The 19,576-nt window shown below is 33.9% G+C and carries 15 protein-coding genes and 9 pseudogenes; 15 read left to right on the top strand and 9 right to left on the bottom strand.

Annotated elements, in window-relative coordinates; translation table 11 throughout:
- The 14 genes and pseudogenes from ECA01S_RS12810 to ECA01S_RS12745 all read left to right on the top strand — a co-directional run bounded on the left by ECA01S_RS12810 (nt 1) and on the right by ECA01S_RS12745 (nt 12,567).
- Entirely contained in the window at nt 1–234 is a 234-nt protein-coding gene (locus ECA01S_RS12810) for a metal-dependent transcriptional regulator (protein ID WP_002302393.1), read from the top strand.
- A 330-nt stretch (nt 235–564) separates the two neighbouring features.
- Nucleotides 565–1,149, top strand: coding sequence for a TetR/AcrR family transcriptional regulator (locus ECA01S_RS12805; protein WP_071858995.1), 585 nt, complete (start codon nt 565–567; stop codon nt 1,147–1,149).
- A gap of 130 nt (nt 1,150–1,279) precedes the next feature.
- Nucleotides 1,280–1,948 carry an energy-coupling factor transporter transmembrane component T gene (locus ECA01S_RS12800; RefSeq protein WP_002297304.1) on the top strand — a complete coding sequence of 223 codons (669 nt, stop codon included), beginning with the start codon at nt 1,280–1,282 and terminating at the stop codon, nt 1,946–1,948.
- A gap of 10 nt (nt 1,949–1,958) precedes the next feature.
- Nucleotides 1,959–3,373, top strand: a pseudogene (locus ECA01S_RS12795) (ABC transporter ATP-binding protein).
- A gap of 17 nt (nt 3,374–3,390) precedes the next feature.
- Complete coding sequence (locus tag ECA01S_RS12790; protein WP_002302405.1) at nt 3,391–3,960, top strand: MptD family putative ECF transporter S component; 570 nt, start codon at nt 3,391–3,393, stop codon at nt 3,958–3,960.
- A gap of 109 nt (nt 3,961–4,069) precedes the next feature.
- Nucleotides 4,070–5,824: an ABC transporter ATP-binding protein gene (locus tag ECA01S_RS12785; protein WP_002302406.1), complete on the top strand. Its 1,755-nt coding sequence runs from the start codon at nt 4,070–4,072 to the stop codon at nt 5,822–5,824.
- Complete coding sequence (locus tag ECA01S_RS12780) at nt 5,808–7,550, top strand: ABC transporter ATP-binding protein (RefSeq protein ID WP_143139623.1); 1,743 nt, start codon at nt 5,808–5,810, stop codon at nt 7,548–7,550. The genes ECA01S_RS12785 and ECA01S_RS12780 overlap by 17 nt, the downstream gene beginning before the upstream one ends.
- 53 nt (nt 7,551–7,603) lie before the next feature.
- Nucleotides 7,604–8,074: pseudogene (locus ECA01S_RS12775) on the top strand (recombinase family protein); the annotation flags it as partial.
- Nucleotides 8,075–8,187: 113 nt separating this feature from the next.
- Nucleotides 8,188–8,718: a hypothetical protein gene (locus ECA01S_RS12770; RefSeq protein WP_010744361.1), complete on the top strand. Its 531-nt coding sequence runs from the start codon at nt 8,188–8,190 to the stop codon at nt 8,716–8,718.
- A 389-nt stretch (nt 8,719–9,107) separates the two neighbouring features.
- On the top strand, nt 9,108–9,359 hold the full coding sequence (locus ECA01S_RS12765; protein ID WP_010744363.1) for a type II toxin-antitoxin system prevent-host-death family antitoxin: 252 nt from the start codon (nt 9,108–9,110) through the stop codon (nt 9,357–9,359).
- 1 nt (nt 9,360) lies between these two features.
- Nucleotides 9,361–9,678: a type II toxin-antitoxin system RelE/ParE family toxin gene (locus ECA01S_RS12760; protein ID WP_010744364.1), complete on the top strand. Its 318-nt coding sequence runs from the start codon at nt 9,361–9,363 to the stop codon at nt 9,676–9,678.
- Nucleotides 9,679–9,737: 59 nt separating this feature from the next.
- On the top strand, nt 9,738–10,247 hold the full coding sequence (locus ECA01S_RS12755; protein WP_010744365.1) for a ClbS/DfsB family four-helix bundle protein: 510 nt from the start codon (nt 9,738–9,740) through the stop codon (nt 10,245–10,247).
- A gap of 93 nt (nt 10,248–10,340) precedes the next feature.
- Nucleotides 10,341–11,825: pseudogene (locus ECA01S_RS12750) on the top strand (DNA topoisomerase); the annotation flags it as partial.
- A gap of 115 nt (nt 11,826–11,940) precedes the next feature.
- Nucleotides 11,941–12,567 carry a hypothetical protein gene (locus ECA01S_RS12745; RefSeq protein WP_010744367.1) on the top strand — a complete coding sequence of 209 codons (627 nt, stop codon included), beginning with the start codon at nt 11,941–11,943 and terminating at the stop codon, nt 12,565–12,567.
- 28 nt (nt 12,568–12,595) lie between these two features.
- On the opposite strand, the gene ECA01S_RS12740 is transcribed toward ECA01S_RS12745, so the two are convergent.
- The 8 genes and pseudogenes from ECA01S_RS12740 to ECA01S_RS13990 form a co-directional block, all read right to left on the bottom strand.
- Nucleotides 12,596–13,039 (bottom strand): hypothetical protein, encoded by a 444-nt coding sequence (locus ECA01S_RS12740; RefSeq protein WP_010744368.1) that lies wholly within the window; start codon nt 13,037–13,039, stop codon nt 12,596–12,598.
- 116 nt (nt 13,040–13,155) lie between these two features.
- Nucleotides 13,156–13,377, bottom strand: coding sequence for a hypothetical protein (locus tag ECA01S_RS12735; RefSeq protein WP_010744369.1), 222 nt, complete (start codon nt 13,375–13,377; stop codon nt 13,156–13,158).
- A gap of 15 nt (nt 13,378–13,392) precedes the next feature.
- Nucleotides 13,393–14,257 (bottom strand): annotated as a pseudogene (locus tag ECA01S_RS12730) (zeta toxin family protein).
- 1 nt (nt 14,258) lies between these two features.
- Nucleotides 14,259–14,531 (bottom strand): annotated as a pseudogene (locus ECA01S_RS12725) (antitoxin).
- A 17-nt stretch (nt 14,532–14,548) separates the two neighbouring features.
- A complete protein-coding gene (locus tag ECA01S_RS12720) occupies nt 14,549–14,758 on the bottom strand; it encodes a hypothetical protein (protein ID WP_010744372.1) in 210 nt (69 codons plus the stop codon).
- A 75-nt stretch (nt 14,759–14,833) separates the two neighbouring features.
- Nucleotides 14,834–15,142, bottom strand: a complete 309-nt coding sequence (locus tag ECA01S_RS12715) for a DUF6075 family protein (RefSeq protein ID WP_231371786.1) — start codon at nt 15,140–15,142, stop codon at nt 14,834–14,836.
- Nucleotides 15,143–15,231: 89 nt separating this feature from the next.
- Nucleotides 15,232–16,134: pseudogene (locus tag ECA01S_RS12710) on the bottom strand (ParA family protein).
- A gap of 577 nt (nt 16,135–16,711) precedes the next feature.
- Nucleotides 16,712–17,379: pseudogene (locus ECA01S_RS13990) on the bottom strand (DNA topoisomerase); the annotation flags it as partial.
- Between the two features lie 11 nt (nt 17,380–17,390).
- Here ECA01S_RS13990 and ECA01S_RS13985 point away from each other — a divergent pair.
- Nucleotides 17,391–17,627: pseudogene (locus ECA01S_RS13985) on the top strand (transposase); the annotation flags it as partial.
- Nucleotides 17,628–18,028: 401 nt separating this feature from the next.
- On the opposite strand, the pseudogene ECA01S_RS12695 reads toward ECA01S_RS13985, so the two are convergent.
- Nucleotides 18,029–19,215: pseudogene (locus tag ECA01S_RS12695) on the bottom strand (IS110 family RNA-guided transposase).
- Nucleotides 19,216–19,576 lie beyond the last annotated feature (361 nt).

Raw genomic sequence — 19,576 nt, 5'->3', positions numbered from 1 at the left:
ATGGTACAAATTAAAACGACTACTATACTAATTTATTTACTAGCAATTCAGGAATTATCAAAAAGAAAAAAGAAATTAAAAAATAATGATTTAGCAAAAGTTCTAAGTGTTAGTCCAGCATCTGTAAGTGAGATGCTGACTAAACTTAGATATGAGGACTATTTAGATATAGGATTTCAATTAACTGATAAAGGGAAAAAATTTATTGACGATTACAAAAAAGGTTTTAAGTAAAAGGCTTTATTTTTAGGGAGGATAAGAAAATGGCTATTGGAGTGATTATGATAGGACTTATCCTAATAGCTGGATATAATTTTTTTAAATCTTTCTCGGATTATTTTAGAAAAGGTGAATGATTTAGATGAGTCTATTAATTCTTGTAGGATTGCTTTTTGTATCAGTTATTTTGCTCTTTCTCATTAGTTTAGCTCTAAGGAATGAGTTCAGTAATAGACGTTAACGATTGAAACTTCAAGTCCTGTGTAAGATAATATAGTTAATTCATCTTATTAGGAGGAAGTACCCATAGAAACCAGAGATTATATTACAACTCACCAAAAATTAATAGAAAGTGGACTAAGCCATTTTGAAAAAGAAGGATTTCAGCAAACTAAGATAAGGCAACTGTGCTTGACCGCAGGCGTAACTACGGGTGCTTTTTATAAACATTTTACTTCTAAGGAAGCGTTATTTGAAGAAATTATTCAGCCGCATATTAATGCGCTTATTAACATGTATAATGAAGAGTTTACCAAATACCTCTTAAACTTAGAAAATATAGATATAGAGAAAAGTTGGAGAGAGAACTTCAATGAATTAGATCCATTTATTAATTATATTTTTGAGAATAAACGTATATTCGATTTGGTTTTATTCCAATCAGCTGGAACCAAATATCAAGATATTGTTGAAAAAATTACATCATTTGTGACAAAAAAGACAGTCTGTTGTCTAGATAAGTTAAAGACTATCGGAATGATCAATCAAAATTTAGTCTTTAATGAAGAAGAAATCCACTTCTACATTTACTCATTCTACGCTACATTCTATGATATATTGAAGCATAGCTATTCAAAAGAAAAGACTATGCTATTAACCAGAAGATTGTATCAATTTTCTGTTCCTGGGTGGATTGAATTACTGAGTTAATTAAAAAAAAGCTTGCATTGAGAATTGTTCTCAGTTATGCTTTTTGATAAGATCGCACTGTTATCTGAATAACGGTGCATTTTTGTCAGCTTAAGATAACAGTGCGATCTTATTTTTTGGAGGTGAAAGAGTGTCAAAAATCAATCCGTTAACCTTGATTACTTTAAATATTTTTTTTCCGGTCATTATTTTTTTAGGAAAGGGAAATATATTTCAAGTGGGGTGTTTCATTATTGCTACAGTTTTAGTATTGATGTTTCGTAAAATAAAGACATGTATTTATTTCATCTTGATTTATTCAGTTCTGTTTTTAGTAATGAAAATTATTGATGCTATCAAGATAGAGTTTTTTACTATATTTTTTGGGACATCCTTATATATTGTATTTCGAATGTTGCCGGTCGTAATGATCTCATGGTTGTTGGTTAGTGTCTATACTAGCAATGAATTATTATCCTCTTTAGAAAAAATACATTTACCGAAAAAAATAATGTTAAGTATTACAGTAGTGATCAGATTCTTTCCGACTTATCGTTCTGAAATAAGAATGATTAAAGAATCTTTAAAAATGAGAAACATTCGCTTGTCTTTTTTTCAGCCTCTGCAATATTTGGAATTTCTGTTAGTTCCCGTTCTTATACGTGCAACTATGATTGCTGAAGAAATGACCGCTAATGCAATAACAAAGGGGATAGAATCTCCTGTGAAAAGAAGTTCTTACTATAAAACAAACATGAGCTTATTAGACTATATCATCCTGTTTTCCGTTACTATTTTTTTCTTAAGTATTTTGATTTGAGGTGAAAGAATTGTTTGAATTTAACAATGTTTCTTTTTCATATAAGGATGTTAAGGAACAAGCGCTTGTTGACCTTAATTTTTCAATAAAAAAAGGCAGTCTTACATTGATTACTGGTTCTTCTGGGAGTGGGAAATCCACACTATTAAAGTTAATGAATGGACTTATTCCAAGACTTTATGACGGAAAATTGGTTGGGGAAATTTTATTTGAAAATAACTCGCTACAATCCTTAACACAAGAAAGTATATCAAAAAATATTGGCTACGTAAGTCAAGATCCTAGAGGACAATTCTTTACAACAAATACAACGAGTGAGTTAGTATTTTCGATGGAAAACTTTGGATTTACAAAAGAGCATATGGATAAAAGAATCAATGAATTAGCTGAATTATTAGATCTTTCAAATATATTAGATAAAAACATTTTTTCGCTATCAAGTGGTGAACGGCAGAAAATTTCTATTGGATGTAGTTTATCGCTAAACTCTAAATTAATTATATTGGATGAACCGTCTTCAAATTTGGACTTCAAAGCGACTAAGAAACTTGCTGACTTACTTTGTGATTTAAAAAATAAAGGATTTACTATTGTTATAGCTGAACATCGTTTTTACTATTTGAAAGAATTAATTGATCAAGTTCTATTTGTTAAAAATAGAACTGTAAAAACTACAACTATTCAGTTGTTAAAAACTGAAAACAATAACGCATTAAGGAAATTTGACATTTTTAATAGTTCGATTGAAGTTCCCTATATCGAAAAGGTAAGTGCAGATGTATTAAAAGTTGAAGAAATTACTTATGAAAATATTCTAAAAGACATAAATTTTGATGTCAAAGTTGGAGATGTTATTGGTTTGGTAGGGAAAAACGGTGTGGGGAAAACAACCTTACTAAGAATACTCATGAAGATTATTCGCCCTACCAAAGGAAAGATAATCGAAAATAAAAAAAATTTGTCATCGCCGTTTTTAGTAATGCAAGAAATGGATTACCAATTTTTCACAGAATCAGTGAGGAGCGAGTTAGCCCTGGGGAATGAAATAGTTAGTAAAGATCAGCAAGAAAAAATTTTAAAAAAATGGAACTTTATAAAATGAAAGATCAATTACCGTTTGATTTATCCGGTGGAGAAAAACAAAGATTATTGGTTTCTATAGCTTCATTGTCAAAAACTAATTTATTTCTATTTGATGAACCTACAAGTGGGTTGGATTATATCAATATGGAAAGGATTGCTGACCTTATTAAAGACTTAAAAGAAAAGGGTGCAGTAGTTATAGCTACTCATGATCCGGAATTTCTTTATAAAACATGCAATAGAATTATTTATTTAAAAAATGGTGGAATAAAAAAAGATATAAAACTTAGAGTAGAAGATTCAACTTTGATAGAACAGATTTTTAATGACATAACGAAATAGAATTGAGGAGAATATATATGAAAACAAAAGATTATATTTTTATTGGTTTAGCTACAGTTATTTCCCTAGTAATTTACTTTTTTTCAATAATGGTTAGTAGTATTGGTGGGGCGTTTGGTCACAGCATATCCCCCGGGATTTTTGGATTATTATCTGGAATCATATTTGTTTATATTAGCTATAACTACCCTAGAAAAGGAATTTTTACTATTTACACAATTGTTTTATTGTTATTTTTTACGTTAATGGGCGGGGCGTACTTACCTTGGTTTATCAGTTCGATTAGTATGGCGATCTTAGCTGATATTATTCTATCTGTATTTGGATATGATCGAGCAATTCCTCAAGTTGCGTCTTGGGCTCTAATGCAATTAGGCAGTGCTGCCGGACAGTGGATTCCTATATGGTTCTTTACAGATCGTTTTCGTCAAGATTGGATAGATAAAGGACAATCTGCTGCAACAATGGATGCAATGATCCACTATGCGGTAGGTATATGGGGAATCATTTCAGTGTTAGTTGTAGCAAGTTTATCTATGATTGGTGTATTGATTGGAAGAAAAGTCTTAAAAAAATACAAAAAATAGAACGTAGTTTACCTTTTATCTGTTTGTACATCTCTAATTTACGCTATTACGGAAAGCATTAACAGTTGTAAACGAATAAGAGAAGAAATTGAATGCGGGGGAGGAAAAAATGAAAGTATACAAAAAATTATTTAGTTATGTCCCTAAAATGAAATACTACGGATGGTTAGCCACTTTATTTTCTGATTTTTCTGTCGTATTAACAGTCTATGGATATTACAGTATTTACAAATTTCTTCAGTCTCTAATTATTGTAGGAGATGAATATTTAGCTAAGAGTTATGCGGTTCAAACTGTTGCTTGGTTAACTTTAGGAGCTTTATTTTATATTTTTTCTGGCTTATTTTCTCATATCCTTGGGTTTCGCTTAGAGACTAATTTGAGAAAAAAGGGAATTAGCGGTTTAACAGAAGCAAGTTTTCGTTTTTTTGATTTAAATTCTTCGGGATATATTCGAAAGACAATTGATGACAACGCGGCTAAAACACATATGGCAATTGCTCACTTGATTCCAGATAGTGCTCAAGCCATAGTAACACCTGTTTTATCAGTTGCCTTAGGCTTTTTCATTAACTTTAAAATTGGATTGGTTCTAATCGCCATGTTAGTAATTGGTGTATTCTTGTTAAAGAAAATGACAGAGAATACAAATTTTATTCAAAAATATCAAGAATCGTTAGATGTGTTAAGCTCTGAAACGGTAGAATATATCCGCGGAATTCAAGTTATAAAGATATTTGGTGCTAAAGTAACATCATTTAAAGCCTTGAATAAAGCAATTAACGATTATGCTAAGTTTGCATATAAGTATTCTTTGAGTGGGAAAACACCTTTTGTTCTTTTTCAATGGCTATTTTTTGGCATAGTTTGCATTTTGATAGTTCCTATAACCTTTTTTATAACTTCTCTTACCACTCCCAAGATATTAGCTGTTGACTTGTTGATGTTGTTTTTTTTAAGTGGAATTATTTTTGTTTCTTTCATGAGAATAATGTATGTAAGTATGCACTTGTTTGAAGCAAGATATGCAGTCGAAACACTAGACTCCCTTTATTTAGAAATGAAGCAAGACCAACTAAAATATGGGAACGAGACACAGATTAAAAATTGTGACATTGCATTTGAAAATGTCAGCTTTTCATACAAAGAAGAGTGTGTTTTAGAAAATTTCAACTTAGTTTTAGAACAAAAAAGAATTTATGCATTAGTAGGAAAATCAGGAAGCGGAAAGAGTACGATAGCTAAACTAATTTCAGGTTTCTACAATGTGGATAAGGGACAGATTAAAATTGGTGGTAAGCCTTTAAATCACTATTCAAAAGACACAATTATTAACACAATTGCTTTTGTCTTTCAAGATACGAAACTATTCAATCAGAGTATTTACGATAACGTTTCTATAGCAAATCCTCAAGCGCCAGCAAGTAAAGTATTTGACGCGCTAAGATTAGCCGGTTGCGAATCGATTTTAGAAAAATTTCCCGAAAGAGAGCATACCTTAATTGGTAGTAAAGGAGTTTATCTGTCAGGAGGAGAAAAACAACGTATAGCTATTGCCAGAGCAATTTTAAAAGATGCAAAGATTGTTATTATGGATGAAGCCAGTGCATCTATTGATCCAGATAATGAGTATGAACTACAAAAGGCTTTTCAACATCTGATGAAAGAAAAAACAGTTATTATGATAGCTCATCGATTATCCAGCATTAAATCTGTAGATGAAATTCTTGTCTTGTCAGAAGGGAAAATAGTAGAACGTGGAAATCATAATGAATTAATGGCTAAACATCAAGTGTATAAACAATTGGTCACTAATTATGAGAATGCAAATGATTGGAGGCTTGACAATGAAAAGTTTTTATAAAAACAAATTTGCTTTAAGTGATCAGGGCGCAGAAGCTTTAACTAAAGCTTCTATTTCTAGTTTTTTTGTATACTGCATTAATATGGTACCAGCATTCATTATAATGATGCTGATAGACGAATTAGTTTTAGAAAATACAAAGCCCCGTTGGCTTTATTTTGCCGTATCGTTTGTTACTTTGCTTTTCATGTATTGGTTGTTAGATAGGGAGTATGAAAACTTATATAATAGTACTTATAAAGAAAGTGCGCATTTAAGAGTGCAAATTGCAGACGATTTGTCAAATTTACCATTATCCTATTTTTCAAAACATAATTTATCAGATTTATCTCAAACTATCATGTCTGACGTTGAAGGTATTGAGCATGCGATGAGTCATGCAATACCTAAAGCCGGCGGTATGGCTCTGTTTTTCCCTTTTATTTCAGTGATGCTTTTGGTTGGTAATGTCAAAATGGGATTAGCTGTTATTTTGCCAACGTTATTTAGTTTTGTCTTAATCTTGTTATCAAAGAAATCCCAAACGAAAGCCAATACTAAATATTACGATACTTTGAGAGAAAACTCGGAAGAATTTCAAGAAACTATAGAATTGCAGCAAGAGATTAATAGCTTTAATCTATCTAAAAAAGTTCAAGACAGACTTTTCAAAAAAATGGAAGAGAGTGAAAGGATTCATTTAAAGGTAGAATTAAGTACTTTTTCAGTCATGGCCTTATCCTCTATTTTCTCATATGTTAGTTTAGCAGTAGTCATTCTAGTAGGTGTTCACTTACTGTTAACGGGTGAAGTGACTATACTCTACGTCGTTGGTTACTTACTAGCCGCAATAAAAATAAAGGATTCCTTCGATTCTATGAAAGAAGCAGTGCTTGAAATATTTTATTTAGCTCCTAAAATACAGCGAATTAGAGCTATGAAGGAAACCAGTATCCAAGAGGGATCAGATAGTCCTCTGAAATCTTTTGACATTGAGTTGCGAGATGTCTCTTTCTCATATGATAACAATACCCCAATTTTAGATCATATCTCTTTTACGGCTAAACAAGGAGAAGTGACTGCGTTAGTAGGTGCTAGTGGTTCCGGGAAAACTAGTATCTTGAAATTAGTGTCTAGACTGTATGATTATGATGAAGGCTGTATTTTAATTGATGGGTATGATATTAAACGTGTATCTCCAGCTTCTTTGTTTAGCAAAATCGCTATTGTTTTTCAAGAGGTAACTTTGTTTAATACAAGTATTTTGGAAAATATACGTATTGGAAATAGTCAAGCGTCAGATGAGGAAGTGAAAAAAGCAGCTTGTTTAGCTAACTGCGAAGACTTTATTGAAAAACTACCTGACGGTTATCATACATTGGTCGGAGAAAACGGAAGTTCACTTTCTGGAGGAGAGCGACAACGCCTATCCATAGCACGGGCTTTTTTGAAAAATGCGCCAATTTTAATTTTAGATGAAATTACTGCCAGTTTAGATGCGGAAAATGAAAAACGTATTCAGGAAAGTTTAAATCGTTTAATACAAGATAAGACAGTACTAATTATATCGCATCGCTTGAAGTCTATTGAAAAGGTAAATAAAATTGTAGTGATGGATCAAGGAAAAGTAGTTGATCAAGGTACTCATAGTGAGTTGTATCGAAGGTCAGAAATATACAAAAATCTCATAAAGAAAACTAAACTATCTGAGAAATTCGTCTATGAAAAAGAAGCTCAATCACATTGAATAAAAAGTTATAGTTTCTTTCATATTGCCGGTTTAAGTAGAGGAGAATATGGTTAAAACGTCTTGGACAGAACAATAAAGAATTAACGGACACCATGAATGAAATTCAGTGGAAAAAAGCAACGCTTGAAGTTTTGGATTTGCCAACGTTATCAGGTATAACTGACGATAATCTACGTCGATTATTGAACAACTTGATTATTGAACTGTATAAGTACCAAGCGGAAGAGGAACGTCGTTACATTCGGGAAACGCAACGACAAGGAATAGAGCTGACAAAAGCCAAAGGAAAGTATAAAGGCGGTCAACGCAAATTCAAGGAAAACGATCCACGTTTGCAACATGCGTTTCAATTGTTCTTGGCAGGATCTACTGATAAAGAAGTGGAAGGTAAAACAGGAATTAATCGCCGAACGTTTAGACGCTATCGTCAGAAATACAATATCTACAAAAAAAGAAGAACAGGAATAGATCATTACGGCTCAACCAATGAAAACGGTTTAAATGTTGACGCTAAAGGATAGAAAATATGTTATAATAAAATAAAAAAGTAGCATAGATAGTTTGTCTATATAGGCTCTATTGGCTATTTTCTTCGCTTGTCTTTTTGTTTTTTATAAAAGAGAGGAGAAATTTTATGAAAAAGCTATTTACATTTTTTATGATTTGGTTTGCAGGATTTCTAGTTTTAGCTGGGGCAACTAAAATAGCTTCTGCTGATGATTATATGGCTAATCAGGTTAGAGCGGAAAATTTGTTGGTTGAACAAGGGTATTCTATCGACGAAGCTAGAGAAGATTTACAGTTTATGACAATTGCAAACGAGGGTGAGTTAGTTGGAATTGATGTTTTTGCGCAATCAGAAGCAGACACTGTTAGTCCTTTTAGAGCAGCTGCTCCAACGACTACTCAATACTTATCTCATAGTGCAGTGAGACAGATTTATTCTAATCTTAACGCAATTGATAAGGGAAGTTACATATTAGGGACATTAGTTGGTCTTAAAAATCCTATTCTTGGAGCTGTAATCGGTGCAGGTGGTTTTCAAAATCCAAACTTTAGGAGTGCGATTACTAAAGCTTATCATCAAGGAAAAAGGGTGAAGATTGTGACAGAATACGGTTCGTCAATGTCTCTTAATAAAACCTATTACTATGTCGTCAACTAAGGAAAGAAGAGAGAACAATGTTTTGGAAAAAAATTTTACCTGGTGCGATCGTTACAGTGATTCTTACGATACTCTACTATCAAAAAACAGGAGACCCGTGGTTTCTGTATGTTATGATTCCTATTTTTCTTTTAGGAAGCATGGCAGTTTATTGGTTTACAAAAAAGAAAAATGGAAGCTAGGGAGCTATTTCAGAGCAAATAGAAGAAGATGAGTGCAAAATGGATAATAGCCTAAAAATATATGAGTAAATGAAAGCCCATAGCTGACTTCCTATGGGCTTTCATTTCGTAAAAGGTTAATTTTTACCTTTTAAAACGTACGTAAACTTGAAGGGAAAGACAATTTACGGTATAATTAAGTAAAATTTTAAGTAAGGAGCGTTTTTTATGGAAAACATTATGCCTGTATCAGATATGCGCTACTATAATCAAAAATTGAGTGATGTCAGTGTTGGTTCTCAAGTGATCTTAACTCGTAACGGAACGGCAGCTTATGCAGTTGTAGATATTGAGGAATGGCGAAAAATACAAGCAACATTACGATTATTTGAAGAGCTTCATAAAGGTTATCAGTCGTTAGCAAATGAAAAAAGCTATACTCCAGATGAGCTTGCGGAGCGTTTAGGGTTGGAGCATTAAAATGAGCTATAGAGTGATAACATCAAGCGAAGCTGTTAGGGATATTGAAGAAGCTGTTTTCTACAAGAAAGAGCTGGGAACTTACCCAGAGAATATTTTGAAGTTCAAGCAAGAGGTTGTGGAATTTATTAGAAGCTTGGAAAATTCGCCCAAAATAGGTGCCAATTTGTCAGCAAGGGTAACAGTAGAAACAAATGCTAAGTATGCGGTGATTCATGACTATATTTTATTTTATGAAATCGAAAAAGATACTGTAAAAGTGCTTAGACTACTTCCTGCTAAATCAAATTGGATGAACGCTATTTTAAAAAATTTGTAGAATTTTTAGTATAAATACAACTTTCAGAAACGAGGATAGGACAAGCGAGGTGAATGTAAATGCGAACTTACGCAAGCAAGGAAGAATTGATTACAGAAGTCAAACAACGTTACCAAAAATATATTACTGAATTCGAGACCATTCCAGAAGAGTTGAAAAATAAGAGGATTGAAGAAGTTGATAAAACACCTTCTGAAAATTTATCTTATCAATTGGGCTGGTTAACCTTATTATTAGGTTGGGAAGAAAAAGAGAAGGCAGGATTTGAGGTTCAAACACCTGCAGAAGGTTATAAATGGAACAATCTAGGTGGGCTTTATCAATCGTTTTATGAAACATATGGAACAAAAACTTTGGCTGAACAAATTACACAATTAAATAAAAAAGTAATTGAATTATGTACTTGGATAGAAACGTTAAGTGATAAAGAACTGTTTGAACCTGAACAACGGAAGTGGGCAACGACGAAAGCCAAATGGCCTTTGTATAAGTGGATTCATATTAATAGCGTAGCACCATTTACAAATTTTAGAACTAAGATTCGTAAATGGAAGAAGCTTGTCTTATGAAATGTGGTTGTGCACAAGTAAGCACCCTCAACCAAAAGCAGTAATTTAAAAATAAAAAAGAAACGAGGGTAGAGCGAAGCGAGGTGAACATAAATGAGTATAGTTATTTTGGCAGAGAAACCTAGTCAAGCGTTAGCTTATGCAAATACTTTGAAGCATAGTGTGAAAAAAGACGGTTATTTTGAAATCAAAGCCCCACTATTTACAGATGAAACGTTTATCACCTTTGGTTTTGGGCATTTAGTCGAATTAGCAGAACCAGGTCATTATAACGAAAAGTGGCAAAATTGGGCGCTTGAATCTTTGCCGATTTTTCCTGATCGATACGATTTTGAAGTGGCAAAAGATAAGGGAAAGCAGTTTAAAATTGTTGCAGAACTTCTCAAAAAGGCAACTACAATCATTGTTGCAACAGATAGCGACAGAGAAGGCGAGAATATCGCCTGGTCGATTATCCATAAAGCAAATGCCTTTTCTAAAGATAAAACATATAAAAGACTATGGATCAATAGCTTAAAAAAAGATGTCATTCGTAGTGGGTTTCAACATTTGCAGCCAGGCTTGAACTACTATTCTTTTTACCAGGAAGCTCAAACGCGTCAAATTGCGGATTGGCTGATCGGCATGAACGCCAGTCCTTTGTATACGCTAAAATTACAGCAAAAAGGTGTACAAGGTACTTTCTCATTAGGACGTGTTCAAACGCCAACGCTCTATATGATTTATCAGCGTCAGGAAGCCATAGAGAATTTTAAAAAAGAACCTTTTTTCGAGGTGGAAGCTAGTATAAAAGTAAATGACGGGTCATTTAAGGGCATTTTAAGCCCCACACAGCGTTTTAAAACCCAGGAGGAACTTTTTTTTACTTTTGTAGGGTCTAAACAGGCGAAAATTGGCACGCAAGAGGGTGTGATTGCTGATATTCAAACCAAAGAGAAGAAAACCAACAGTCCGAGTTTATTTTCATTAAGTAGTTTGCAATCAAAAGTCAATCAGCTGTATAAAGCGACGGCGGATCAGACATTAAAAGCTGTCCAAGGATTATATGAAGCCAAATTGCTAAGTTATCCGAGAACCGATACCCCATTTATAACGGAGAGCGAATTTGCTTATTTAAAGGCAAATTTTGACAAGTATAGTCACTATTTGAATCAAGAGCTTGAAATGGTTCAAACAGCCCCTAGAAAACGGTATGTGGACGGTAGCAAGGTACAGGAATACCACGCCATTATTCCGACAAAACAAATTCCTACTGACAGTGCATTGGAAAAAATGAGTGAGTTGCAACGAAAAATTTATGCTTTAGTCGTTAAAACAACCGTTGCTATGTTTTTACCTAATTATTTGTATGAAGAAACCAAGATACAAACGAAAGTAGCTGATTTGCTGTTTCAATCGATCGGAAAGACACCAAAACAAGAAGGCTGGAAAATTCTTTTCAAACAACAAACCAAAGAAGAAAAAGAGGACGTTCAAACGTTACCGCTTGTTATCATTAGCGAACGTGCCGAAGTTGATGTTAAGAGTGCCGAAAAAGAAACGCAACCGCCGAAAGCTTTCACAGAGGGGACACTTTTAATTTACACCAGTATTTCATTCATATTTTAACTTTTTAAAAGGGAATTTTTAGGCAAGAAAACGCTATCATACTAAAATAGTACCGTACTTAATATTTGAAAGGAGTTGTTTTCTTGTGTTAAAGAAAAGAAGTGTGCTTATGTTTTTTGCAACGATACTCCTAGGATTAACTTCGTTCATTGGTTTTGGTCAATTGGCTAGTGCAGAAGAGACAAGCGGAATTGTTGGCACTGAAAAAGAAGAAGTGATGATTAGTCAAGATTTAACAAAAGAAGAGTTAATACTCGAATTAGCAAATAATTCAAATATTACAAGAAATCAAGCGGAAGATTTATTATTTCCTAGTTCCGTAAGAGAAAAAAGAAGTGCGGAAAAAGCTGATTATGCAGTTGTAAGATCATCATGGCAAGATCGCACAATATCAGATTATTTTGGAGATAAAAGACAAGTTTATTTTTATTGTAGGACTACTGAAGGCGGAGGATTTCGAGCAATTAAGGAAATAGTTTATGCAGGTTTTAATGCTGGCGATAAAACTTTTAAAGGAACATTACAATATGCTTTGCCAGATCCTAACCGTATACACTATACATTGAATGGCGATTTACACCACAATGGATCAGTAAATGCCTCTGGAGGCGTTTCAATTGGTGTGGGTGGTTCTACTAGTATTAATTTTTCAATTGGAGGAAGTAGCTCATTTTATCAACATTTATTCAGAAATGAAGATGTATACTTCTAATAAAAAGGAGGAGCTATGCTCCTCCCTTTTATTTGGCTATTTTGTCTAAGTGATTTTTTAAATTATTCAATTTATCAGTATCTTTTTTGGGTACGTCATATTTTTTATCGGAATCAATTCCTTCTGTTAAAGTATTTTTAGAAATGGTATATTTTTTTATAACCTTATTGTCTTTATACATTTCGATAGTGTAATGCCTATTAGGAGTAACCTTATTAGTATCTATAACGTTAAGTTTTTCGTTGCTAATTACAGCATTTAAATCTGTTATGATTCTTTCTTGTTCTTGTAAATCATTAACGGTAGCCGTACGTTCTTGCTCATTTGTGGATTTCTCGTTAGCAATGGTTACCTCAATTTTATCTATTTCGTCACTTTTTACAGTATCTAGCTCATTTTTGTTACATGCACCTAACAAAACCAAAAATATCAAAGACAATCCTAACAGAACAGCAGTTCTCTTCTTTTTCATCATATTCCCTCCTAAAATGATTGAAACCGGTTCCGACACTACTATCTTTTATCTGTATTTTTCTTAATTATACTATCTTAAATAGCGACATACAACTTATTGAGTGAAAGTGATGTCTATCCAACTTTTTTACGATGAATTATTTTGAAAAGTGCATGTACTAGGTAAGCACCCAATAAATAGGCTAAAAAATTGATGACATAACCAGTAAATAGATGGACAAAAGGAATGTCAAAAAGAGCCACTTCCCAATTAAAAATATCTAGTAAAAAAGTGATTAACACATAAAAAAATGCGACTATAAATGCGACTATGGCAGCTGTTTTTACATTTTTCATAAATTCATCTCCGTTTCAAAGACCTGGTATCTTAGGTGTATTAGACGATGGCGGGGGAGGTAGCTGTAAACTTTCCAATTTTTGATGGATCGCTTGAAATTCGGGTGTGCCCTGGTGCTGATTTTGAACCATTTTCCCCTCAATCCGCTGTAAAGTAGGCTGAATTTCTTTCCCTAACACCTTACGATTCAATTCTCTTTCTAAGGTGGGTTTTGGGCTGATAGCCGGTGTTTCAATACTTGAATAGAGTTTTGTACCTTTGCGATCATACAATCTTATATCGCTAAATAAGCCCGTTTTATGAAGGGTTTCTAAATTGGTCGGTAAGTTTTTGACAACAATATCATGCGCTTGTTTTGATGTTGCCCTAGCTGTCATTGGATCATCTGCATACATGGTTTCGTATCGTTCAATTGTGCCTAAATAGGATTCAATTTTCGGTACTGCCATGACGTACATTTTTGTTTCATAGCCCTTTGATTGAAGCATGGTTGCTGTTTGAATAGGAACATCTGTTGTTCGTCCTGTGCCTTCAATCACTAAATTGTATCCTTGATCACTTAAACGGTTTATAAGCGCTTCTGTCATACGATTAGAATAGGGAGTAATATGTTTTACCACATCTTTTTCATAGAGTTTCACTAATTCATCAAAATTAGGGTGCTGTTGTTTGAACGTATCATTATCAATGACAATGACATTGCCTTGTGTTTCTTCGGCAATCGCCGATCGCAAACTGGTTTTTCCTGATCCTGGTTGTCCCCCAAGTAAAAAAAGCGACCGGTGTTTCAACCGCTTTTTTCCCATGAATCAATTCTTCTAAATTGTCCTTTAAACGATCCTCAAACTGTTTTTCTGTGAAACTGACTATATCCGCCATATTAAGCCACTTTCTCTTTTGCTAGTATTTGTTTTGAATACCGATTCATTGACCGCCAATAGTCATGAACAGCCTACAATTCATCTAGCGAGTATTCAAACAGATTGACACGCTTTGCTAGCTTCAACTGGTTTAACAGATTGACCTCTAATAATTGGGTATTGTCAGTGTCTAATTCATGGTTTAGAACATAATTTAACACGCGGTTATACACACTAGCAGACAGTTCATTGATAATTTCAATTTCAAACGTTTTTTCATAGGAGATTTCCATTAATGATTCGCCCCCTTTTATAATTTCCCTGGTAAATACTTCCGAATATATTCTTCTAAGGCTCGATCCATTACCTCTTTTACATTCCCACCGTTTTGTGCGGTATCAATTTTGATAATTTGGTGCAAATCACCACGAACTCGAACAGTTTTATCTTCGACATTCGGCTTTTTTGTACTGATTGGCGTATCATTTCGTTTATCTTTTTGTGCGCCCAAATTCCCCATGGCAAGTCACTTCTTTCTTTTCTAATTAAGTATAGTTTATCATCACAAATCACATGTGATTTGTGATTTTTCAGTTTAAACTCGTAGTCGTACATCAAGTGCATTTTTGGCTAAACGATAATGATAGTCATCAAGCCCTGCAAATATTTCCAATGGTGAGATATATTCTTTTTGATCTCCTTCAGTTAAATAGTATGGCAAATTTGTAAATAAGTTAAAGGCTAGTTGTAGTAATCTCTGCTCTCCTCCAGAAAACGAACCAGTAAACCATACTTCCGAATTTATTTCACGTTCCTTATAATTAATCAAAGAATGTCTATTTGCAAAAAGTGTTTCATTCCCTGAAACAATATACATCAGGGAACGCCAGTAAGGGTCTTTTATGATCTTAAAATCTAGTTCCTGTACCAGTTGAAAAAATGATCTTCTTGTTGTTGTGATAAAAATAGTTCATCCATTTTTTTATCCTCCTATTAGCTAGCTTTCTCATTTTCTAATTGAATGATCCGCTCAAGCATTTCAAAAAATACCCTCTCGTACATAGACAATATTTTTTTATCATAGCCTCTATTCTCTGTAATTCCGTTCTTCGACCAGGTACTTACTTTATTACTTCGTTTAATGATATTTTGGAAAACCAAGTTATCCTCTTTATGTTCCTTATACAGTTCTTCCAGGTTGGATTTTATCGTGGCGCTGTCTGTATCAACTAAATAGGGAACAAAACCAATCATATCTAGCCCAGGGTTAAATTGCTCCTGTAAGTCAATCAAATAAGAAATATAGTTTTGAATGTTGTTTGTGCTTTCTTCTCCTCTGCCTGTAAAGGGATCATCACGTAATCACTTGCAACAATAGCATTATTTGTATAAACGCTTGGCGTTGGGACAGTATCAATAATAATGAGATCATACTCACTTTTTAAAGGTTCTAACAAGGTAGCAAGTAAGATACTTTCCCGTTCAAACGTCCAAGATCGCGTGAGTTTAGGCAGCAACATGAGATCAAATGTGCCTGGTATCAAGTCCAGGTTTTCGGTCAAATGAACAATAGAAGAAGTTAGATTTCCATTTTTCAAACCTTCATAAAAATTGATTCTTGGTTCACTAACAGAAAATGTTTTTGCTAGGTCTTTTGTTAATGTTGCTTGTAAGTCCTTATCAATCATCAAAACTTTCAGATTCAATTTATCGGCTAGGTAAGCAAACATCGTAGACAATTGGACTTTCCAACACCGCCTTTAAAATAATTGTTTAGGATAACAATTGCTTCGTTTTTGGTGTTTAAGATGGTTCTCAATTCTTCTAGTATCTTGATTTCTTCTTGATCCATAATTACGCTCCGTTCATTGCTTTTTTATATGTATAGTATAGCATCACAAATCACTTGTGATTTGTGACTATAAAATATATAACTACTCTTAACATGGTATAATTATAGTAGTCATTCAAACAGCTGGTACGGTATTAAATTTGAAAGAGGTGACTAACTATTGGAATTGGGAAACGCTATTCAAGAGCGCGCATCTATTTTAGTCCTAATAATTATATTTTTAATTGCTAGCGTGGCATTAATTGTCGTGAGTTTCAAGGTCAAAACGACTAGTAGATTAGGCAGTTTATTTATGGGAATATTTGGAGTAATTGGCATTTTAGCAAGTCTCTATGGGCTACTTTTTACGATATTTCTTGGATTTAACTTTTAACAAGGTTAATATAAAGGAGTTGGTACTTATGCTAAAATTAATTTTTGCTATTTTGCTAATTGGGTTTGGCACATGGGGAATTGTTGAACGCGGTAAGTGGCTAGAAAGTAAAACAAAGACTAAAAAACCAAACTAAGTTTGTAGCCCCTGCTCCTGTCATCGAACAGACTGATGAAGCCGCACAAAAAGCGAGGAGAAAGGCAGTTGTTTCTGAGACTTTCTCCTCGTTTTTTGTGCGGAAATTTTCTTTACTTTGCAAACGAAATGAAATCAAGGTAACCTTTTTCGCCTAATTTTACTATTGCATTGTAGGTTTTCTTTTCTTTTGTTTTGATCCTTTTGACCAAGGTTTCTTTTCCTTGCAACAAGTCTTTAACATTTGTTTTAGTTAACTTCTTTTTTCGGAAATTATCAGTCAATGTGAACTTGCATTCAGGATAATTAGAACATCCATAAAACGATTTTTTTAAGACGATATTCCCACCACATTTCGGACACGTTCCTACAATACTCTTTTCTTCTACTTGTTTTTTTGTTCTTCATACGCTTTAAAGTTCACTTTTTCAATATCACCTGACACCGTATCAAGCAAGTGAACAATGATTTTTTTGATATTATTGAGAAACATGTCTTGTGATCCTTGCTTTTGTCCGATCTTTTTTAGATAGCTTTCCCATTTAGCTGTCATTTCAGCACTTGTCAATAAATGCTGTGCTTCGACTGCCTGGCACAATAATTTCCCTTTTTCAGTTACCACGAGTTTATTTTTAATAACTTGGATATGTTCTTTTTGTTTCAAGGCTTCAATAATGCTTGCTCTTGTCGCTTCTGTTCCGATTCCCTCAACTTCTTGTAAAATTTTGATTGCTTCTTCATCATCAACCGTTTTATTAGCGGTTTTCATAGCGGTTAAAAGAACAAGAAAATCTACTGACGTTTTTAGAGTTTCCGTCAAGTATTCGATGCAGCATTTACTCAACAAATTTAATTGAAGGATTCAATAAACATTTGAAACGAACCATCAAGAAAAAACAATTTTCAAACAAGGAATCTTTGGATCGTTTTCTTGTTACACAATTTTTAGAATACAACACTAAATATGATGACTGGTGTCATTGCGGCTTTTCGCAAGACCAAGATACACTAGAATCCATGCTTGTTTGAATAAACCAGTTAACTAGCTATTAGAATATCTATTTACACAAAATTATTGACACTACCCTTATTCTAGTTTTTCAAAAAAGTTTAATCTATATTTAGCAAAAAAAGAGCGATATAAATGTGGTATAGGCATCGTGGGAACCATCATTGAGGCTCTATGTATCACATGTAACGACAGGGAATGTTCGGGATGTTTATGAAGAAAGCGGAGAATTTGCGGAAGACGATCTAGAGGATGTCACAAAAGAACACAAAGAAGTACTAGAAAATTAATTCTAGAGAGACTAACTATATAGAGTCAAGTAAAAATTAGCCAAATCAAAAAATATTTTATAACAGATAATTCCGAAAAAAGGGTACAACAAATAAGCTTCTTACCATTAGTTTTTTTGAATGTTCAATAGCTAATCAGAATCAATTATATAAGGCTCGTTTTTAGTCAAAATAGCATGAATCACGTAACAAAGCTTACGAGAAACCGCACCTAAGGCAGTTAGATGATGTTTTCCTTCGGAAACTTTTTTCTGGTAAAACGCACTAAAAACAGGATCACATTGAGAAGCTACTAAAGCCGCCGAAAACAAGGCTTTTCGCAAATATGGAGACCCTTGTTTACTCATAACATTATGCGTTGCCTCATATTGCCCTGATTGTGTCACGGAAGCGTCTATCCCAGCGTAAGCAACGAGTTTTTTCGGGTTAGAAAATTTTTGAATATCTCCGATCTCACCAAGAATAGTCGCACCGTTTATAGGACCAATTCCAGGAATTGTGAGAATAACAGAATTTAAAGTGTCCATTATGTGCTTGAATTCTCTTTCCGTTTCCTTTATTTGGCTTTCAATGAATTTTAATTGTTCAATCATTGAACGTAGTTGGAAGGTGAACGCTTCTTGAGCAAATTTTACTCCAAAGGAGTTAGAAGCTGCTTGCTTCAATTGGTCCGCTTTTTCTGCCTTGATTCGGTTCCAGCTTAACTCAGCTAAGTATTGGGCCAAAGTTTCTGAGGAAATGTTTTCTAAGTCAATCGGGGCACTAAACGCCAGCAATAACTCTTTAGAAGCTTTTCCGAAACCGCTCTGCTTGGTAAAAATCGCCGCGTATTCTGGAAAGACTTGATCCAATACGGCTATAATTTTTCTTTTGAAGTCGCTCGCTGTACCTACTAAATAAGTTCGGTAACGAGAAAGTTGTTTCAAAGAAAAAACATTTTCATCAGATAAGACCGTTTCGACAAATGAGCATAGCGCATTAAGTCAGCAATCAAAACAGAATCAATAATATCGTTTTTTCGTTTCCGTATTTCTGTACCTTTACGCCATCCGTCTGTTTGAAGGGGATTCACAACGTGAATCAAATAATCTGATTCGTGAAGGTATGAAAAGATGGACAGCCAATAGTGCCCCGTGGCTTCCATCCCTATAACAAAGTCACTGGGTGCTCCGGAATAGTCGACCATTCGCTCAATTAATGACTCTGCTCCTTCAGTGGTGTTAGGAAATGAAAAACCTTTTAGTAATACCTTTCCTTCCTCGTTCATGATAGAAGCAACGTGAGTGCGTTTACCGATATCAATGCCCAAAAAGTACATGTATATCTGACCTTTCAAAAAAAGAATTTTGGATTGAAATCCACTCAACTGAAAAGCGTCACTACCTTGTACGAGATACGGAGTAAAGTAAGGACTTTCAACATCTAACTCATACGCAATCCAATTATCAGAGAGAGGAGCCAGTCTCTCGAGTGCGGGTTCAATGACCCAAGGGGAGAACGGCTTAGCCTCTCAATCCAATAAATATATTATCTCAAAAGAAATGAGTTAATACCAAATTAAAATAACGATGGTTCATAGGGTTATCCAATCAAAACCAGAAGGTTAAAACCCTAACTCTAATATACAAGGGGGGACATAGCATAATTATTTGTCTCATGGTATAATGTTTTGGGAATCC

The organism is Enterococcus canis NBRC 100695 (assembly GCF_001544375.1).
Taxonomy (GTDB): Bacteria; Bacillota; Bacilli; order Lactobacillales; family Enterococcaceae; genus Enterococcus_H; species Enterococcus_H canis.
This window is presented reverse-complemented; position numbering and strand designations above follow the sequence as displayed.

Bases quoted from the DNA above. Each gene is read 5' to 3' on its own strand.
- ECA01S_RS12810 (WP_002302393.1), top strand. From the start codon at position 1: ATGGTACAAATTAAAACGACTACTATACTAATTTATTTACTAGCAATT.
- ECA01S_RS12790 (WP_002302405.1), top strand. From the start codon at position 3,391: ATGAAAACAAAAGATTATATTTTTATTGGTTTAGCTACAGTTATTTCC.
- ECA01S_RS12785 (WP_002302406.1), top strand. From the start codon at position 4,070: ATGAAAGTATACAAAAAATTATTTAGTTATGTCCCTAAAATGAAATAC.
- ECA01S_RS12780 (WP_143139623.1), top strand. From the start codon at position 5,808: ATGAAAAGTTTTTATAAAAACAAATTTGCTTTAAGTGATCAGGGCGCA.
- ECA01S_RS12770 (WP_010744361.1), top strand. From the start codon at position 8,188: ATGAAAAAGCTATTTACATTTTTTATGATTTGGTTTGCAGGATTTCTA.
- ECA01S_RS12765 (WP_010744363.1), top strand. From the start codon at position 9,108: ATGGAAAACATTATGCCTGTATCAGATATGCGCTACTATAATCAAAAA.
- ECA01S_RS12760 (WP_010744364.1), top strand. From the start codon at position 9,361: ATGAGCTATAGAGTGATAACATCAAGCGAAGCTGTTAGGGATATTGAA.
- ECA01S_RS12755 (WP_010744365.1), top strand. From the start codon at position 9,738: ATGCGAACTTACGCAAGCAAGGAAGAATTGATTACAGAAGTCAAACAA.
- ECA01S_RS12740 (WP_010744368.1), bottom strand. From the start codon at position 13,039: ATGAAAAAGAAGAGAACTGCTGTTCTGTTAGGATTGTCTTTGATATTT.
- ECA01S_RS12735 (WP_010744369.1), bottom strand. From the start codon at position 13,377: ATGAAAAATGTAAAAACAGCTGCCATAGTCGCATTTATAGTCGCATTT.
- ECA01S_RS12720 (WP_010744372.1), bottom strand. From the start codon at position 14,758: ATGGGGAATTTGGGCGCACAAAAAGATAAACGAAATGATACGCCAATC.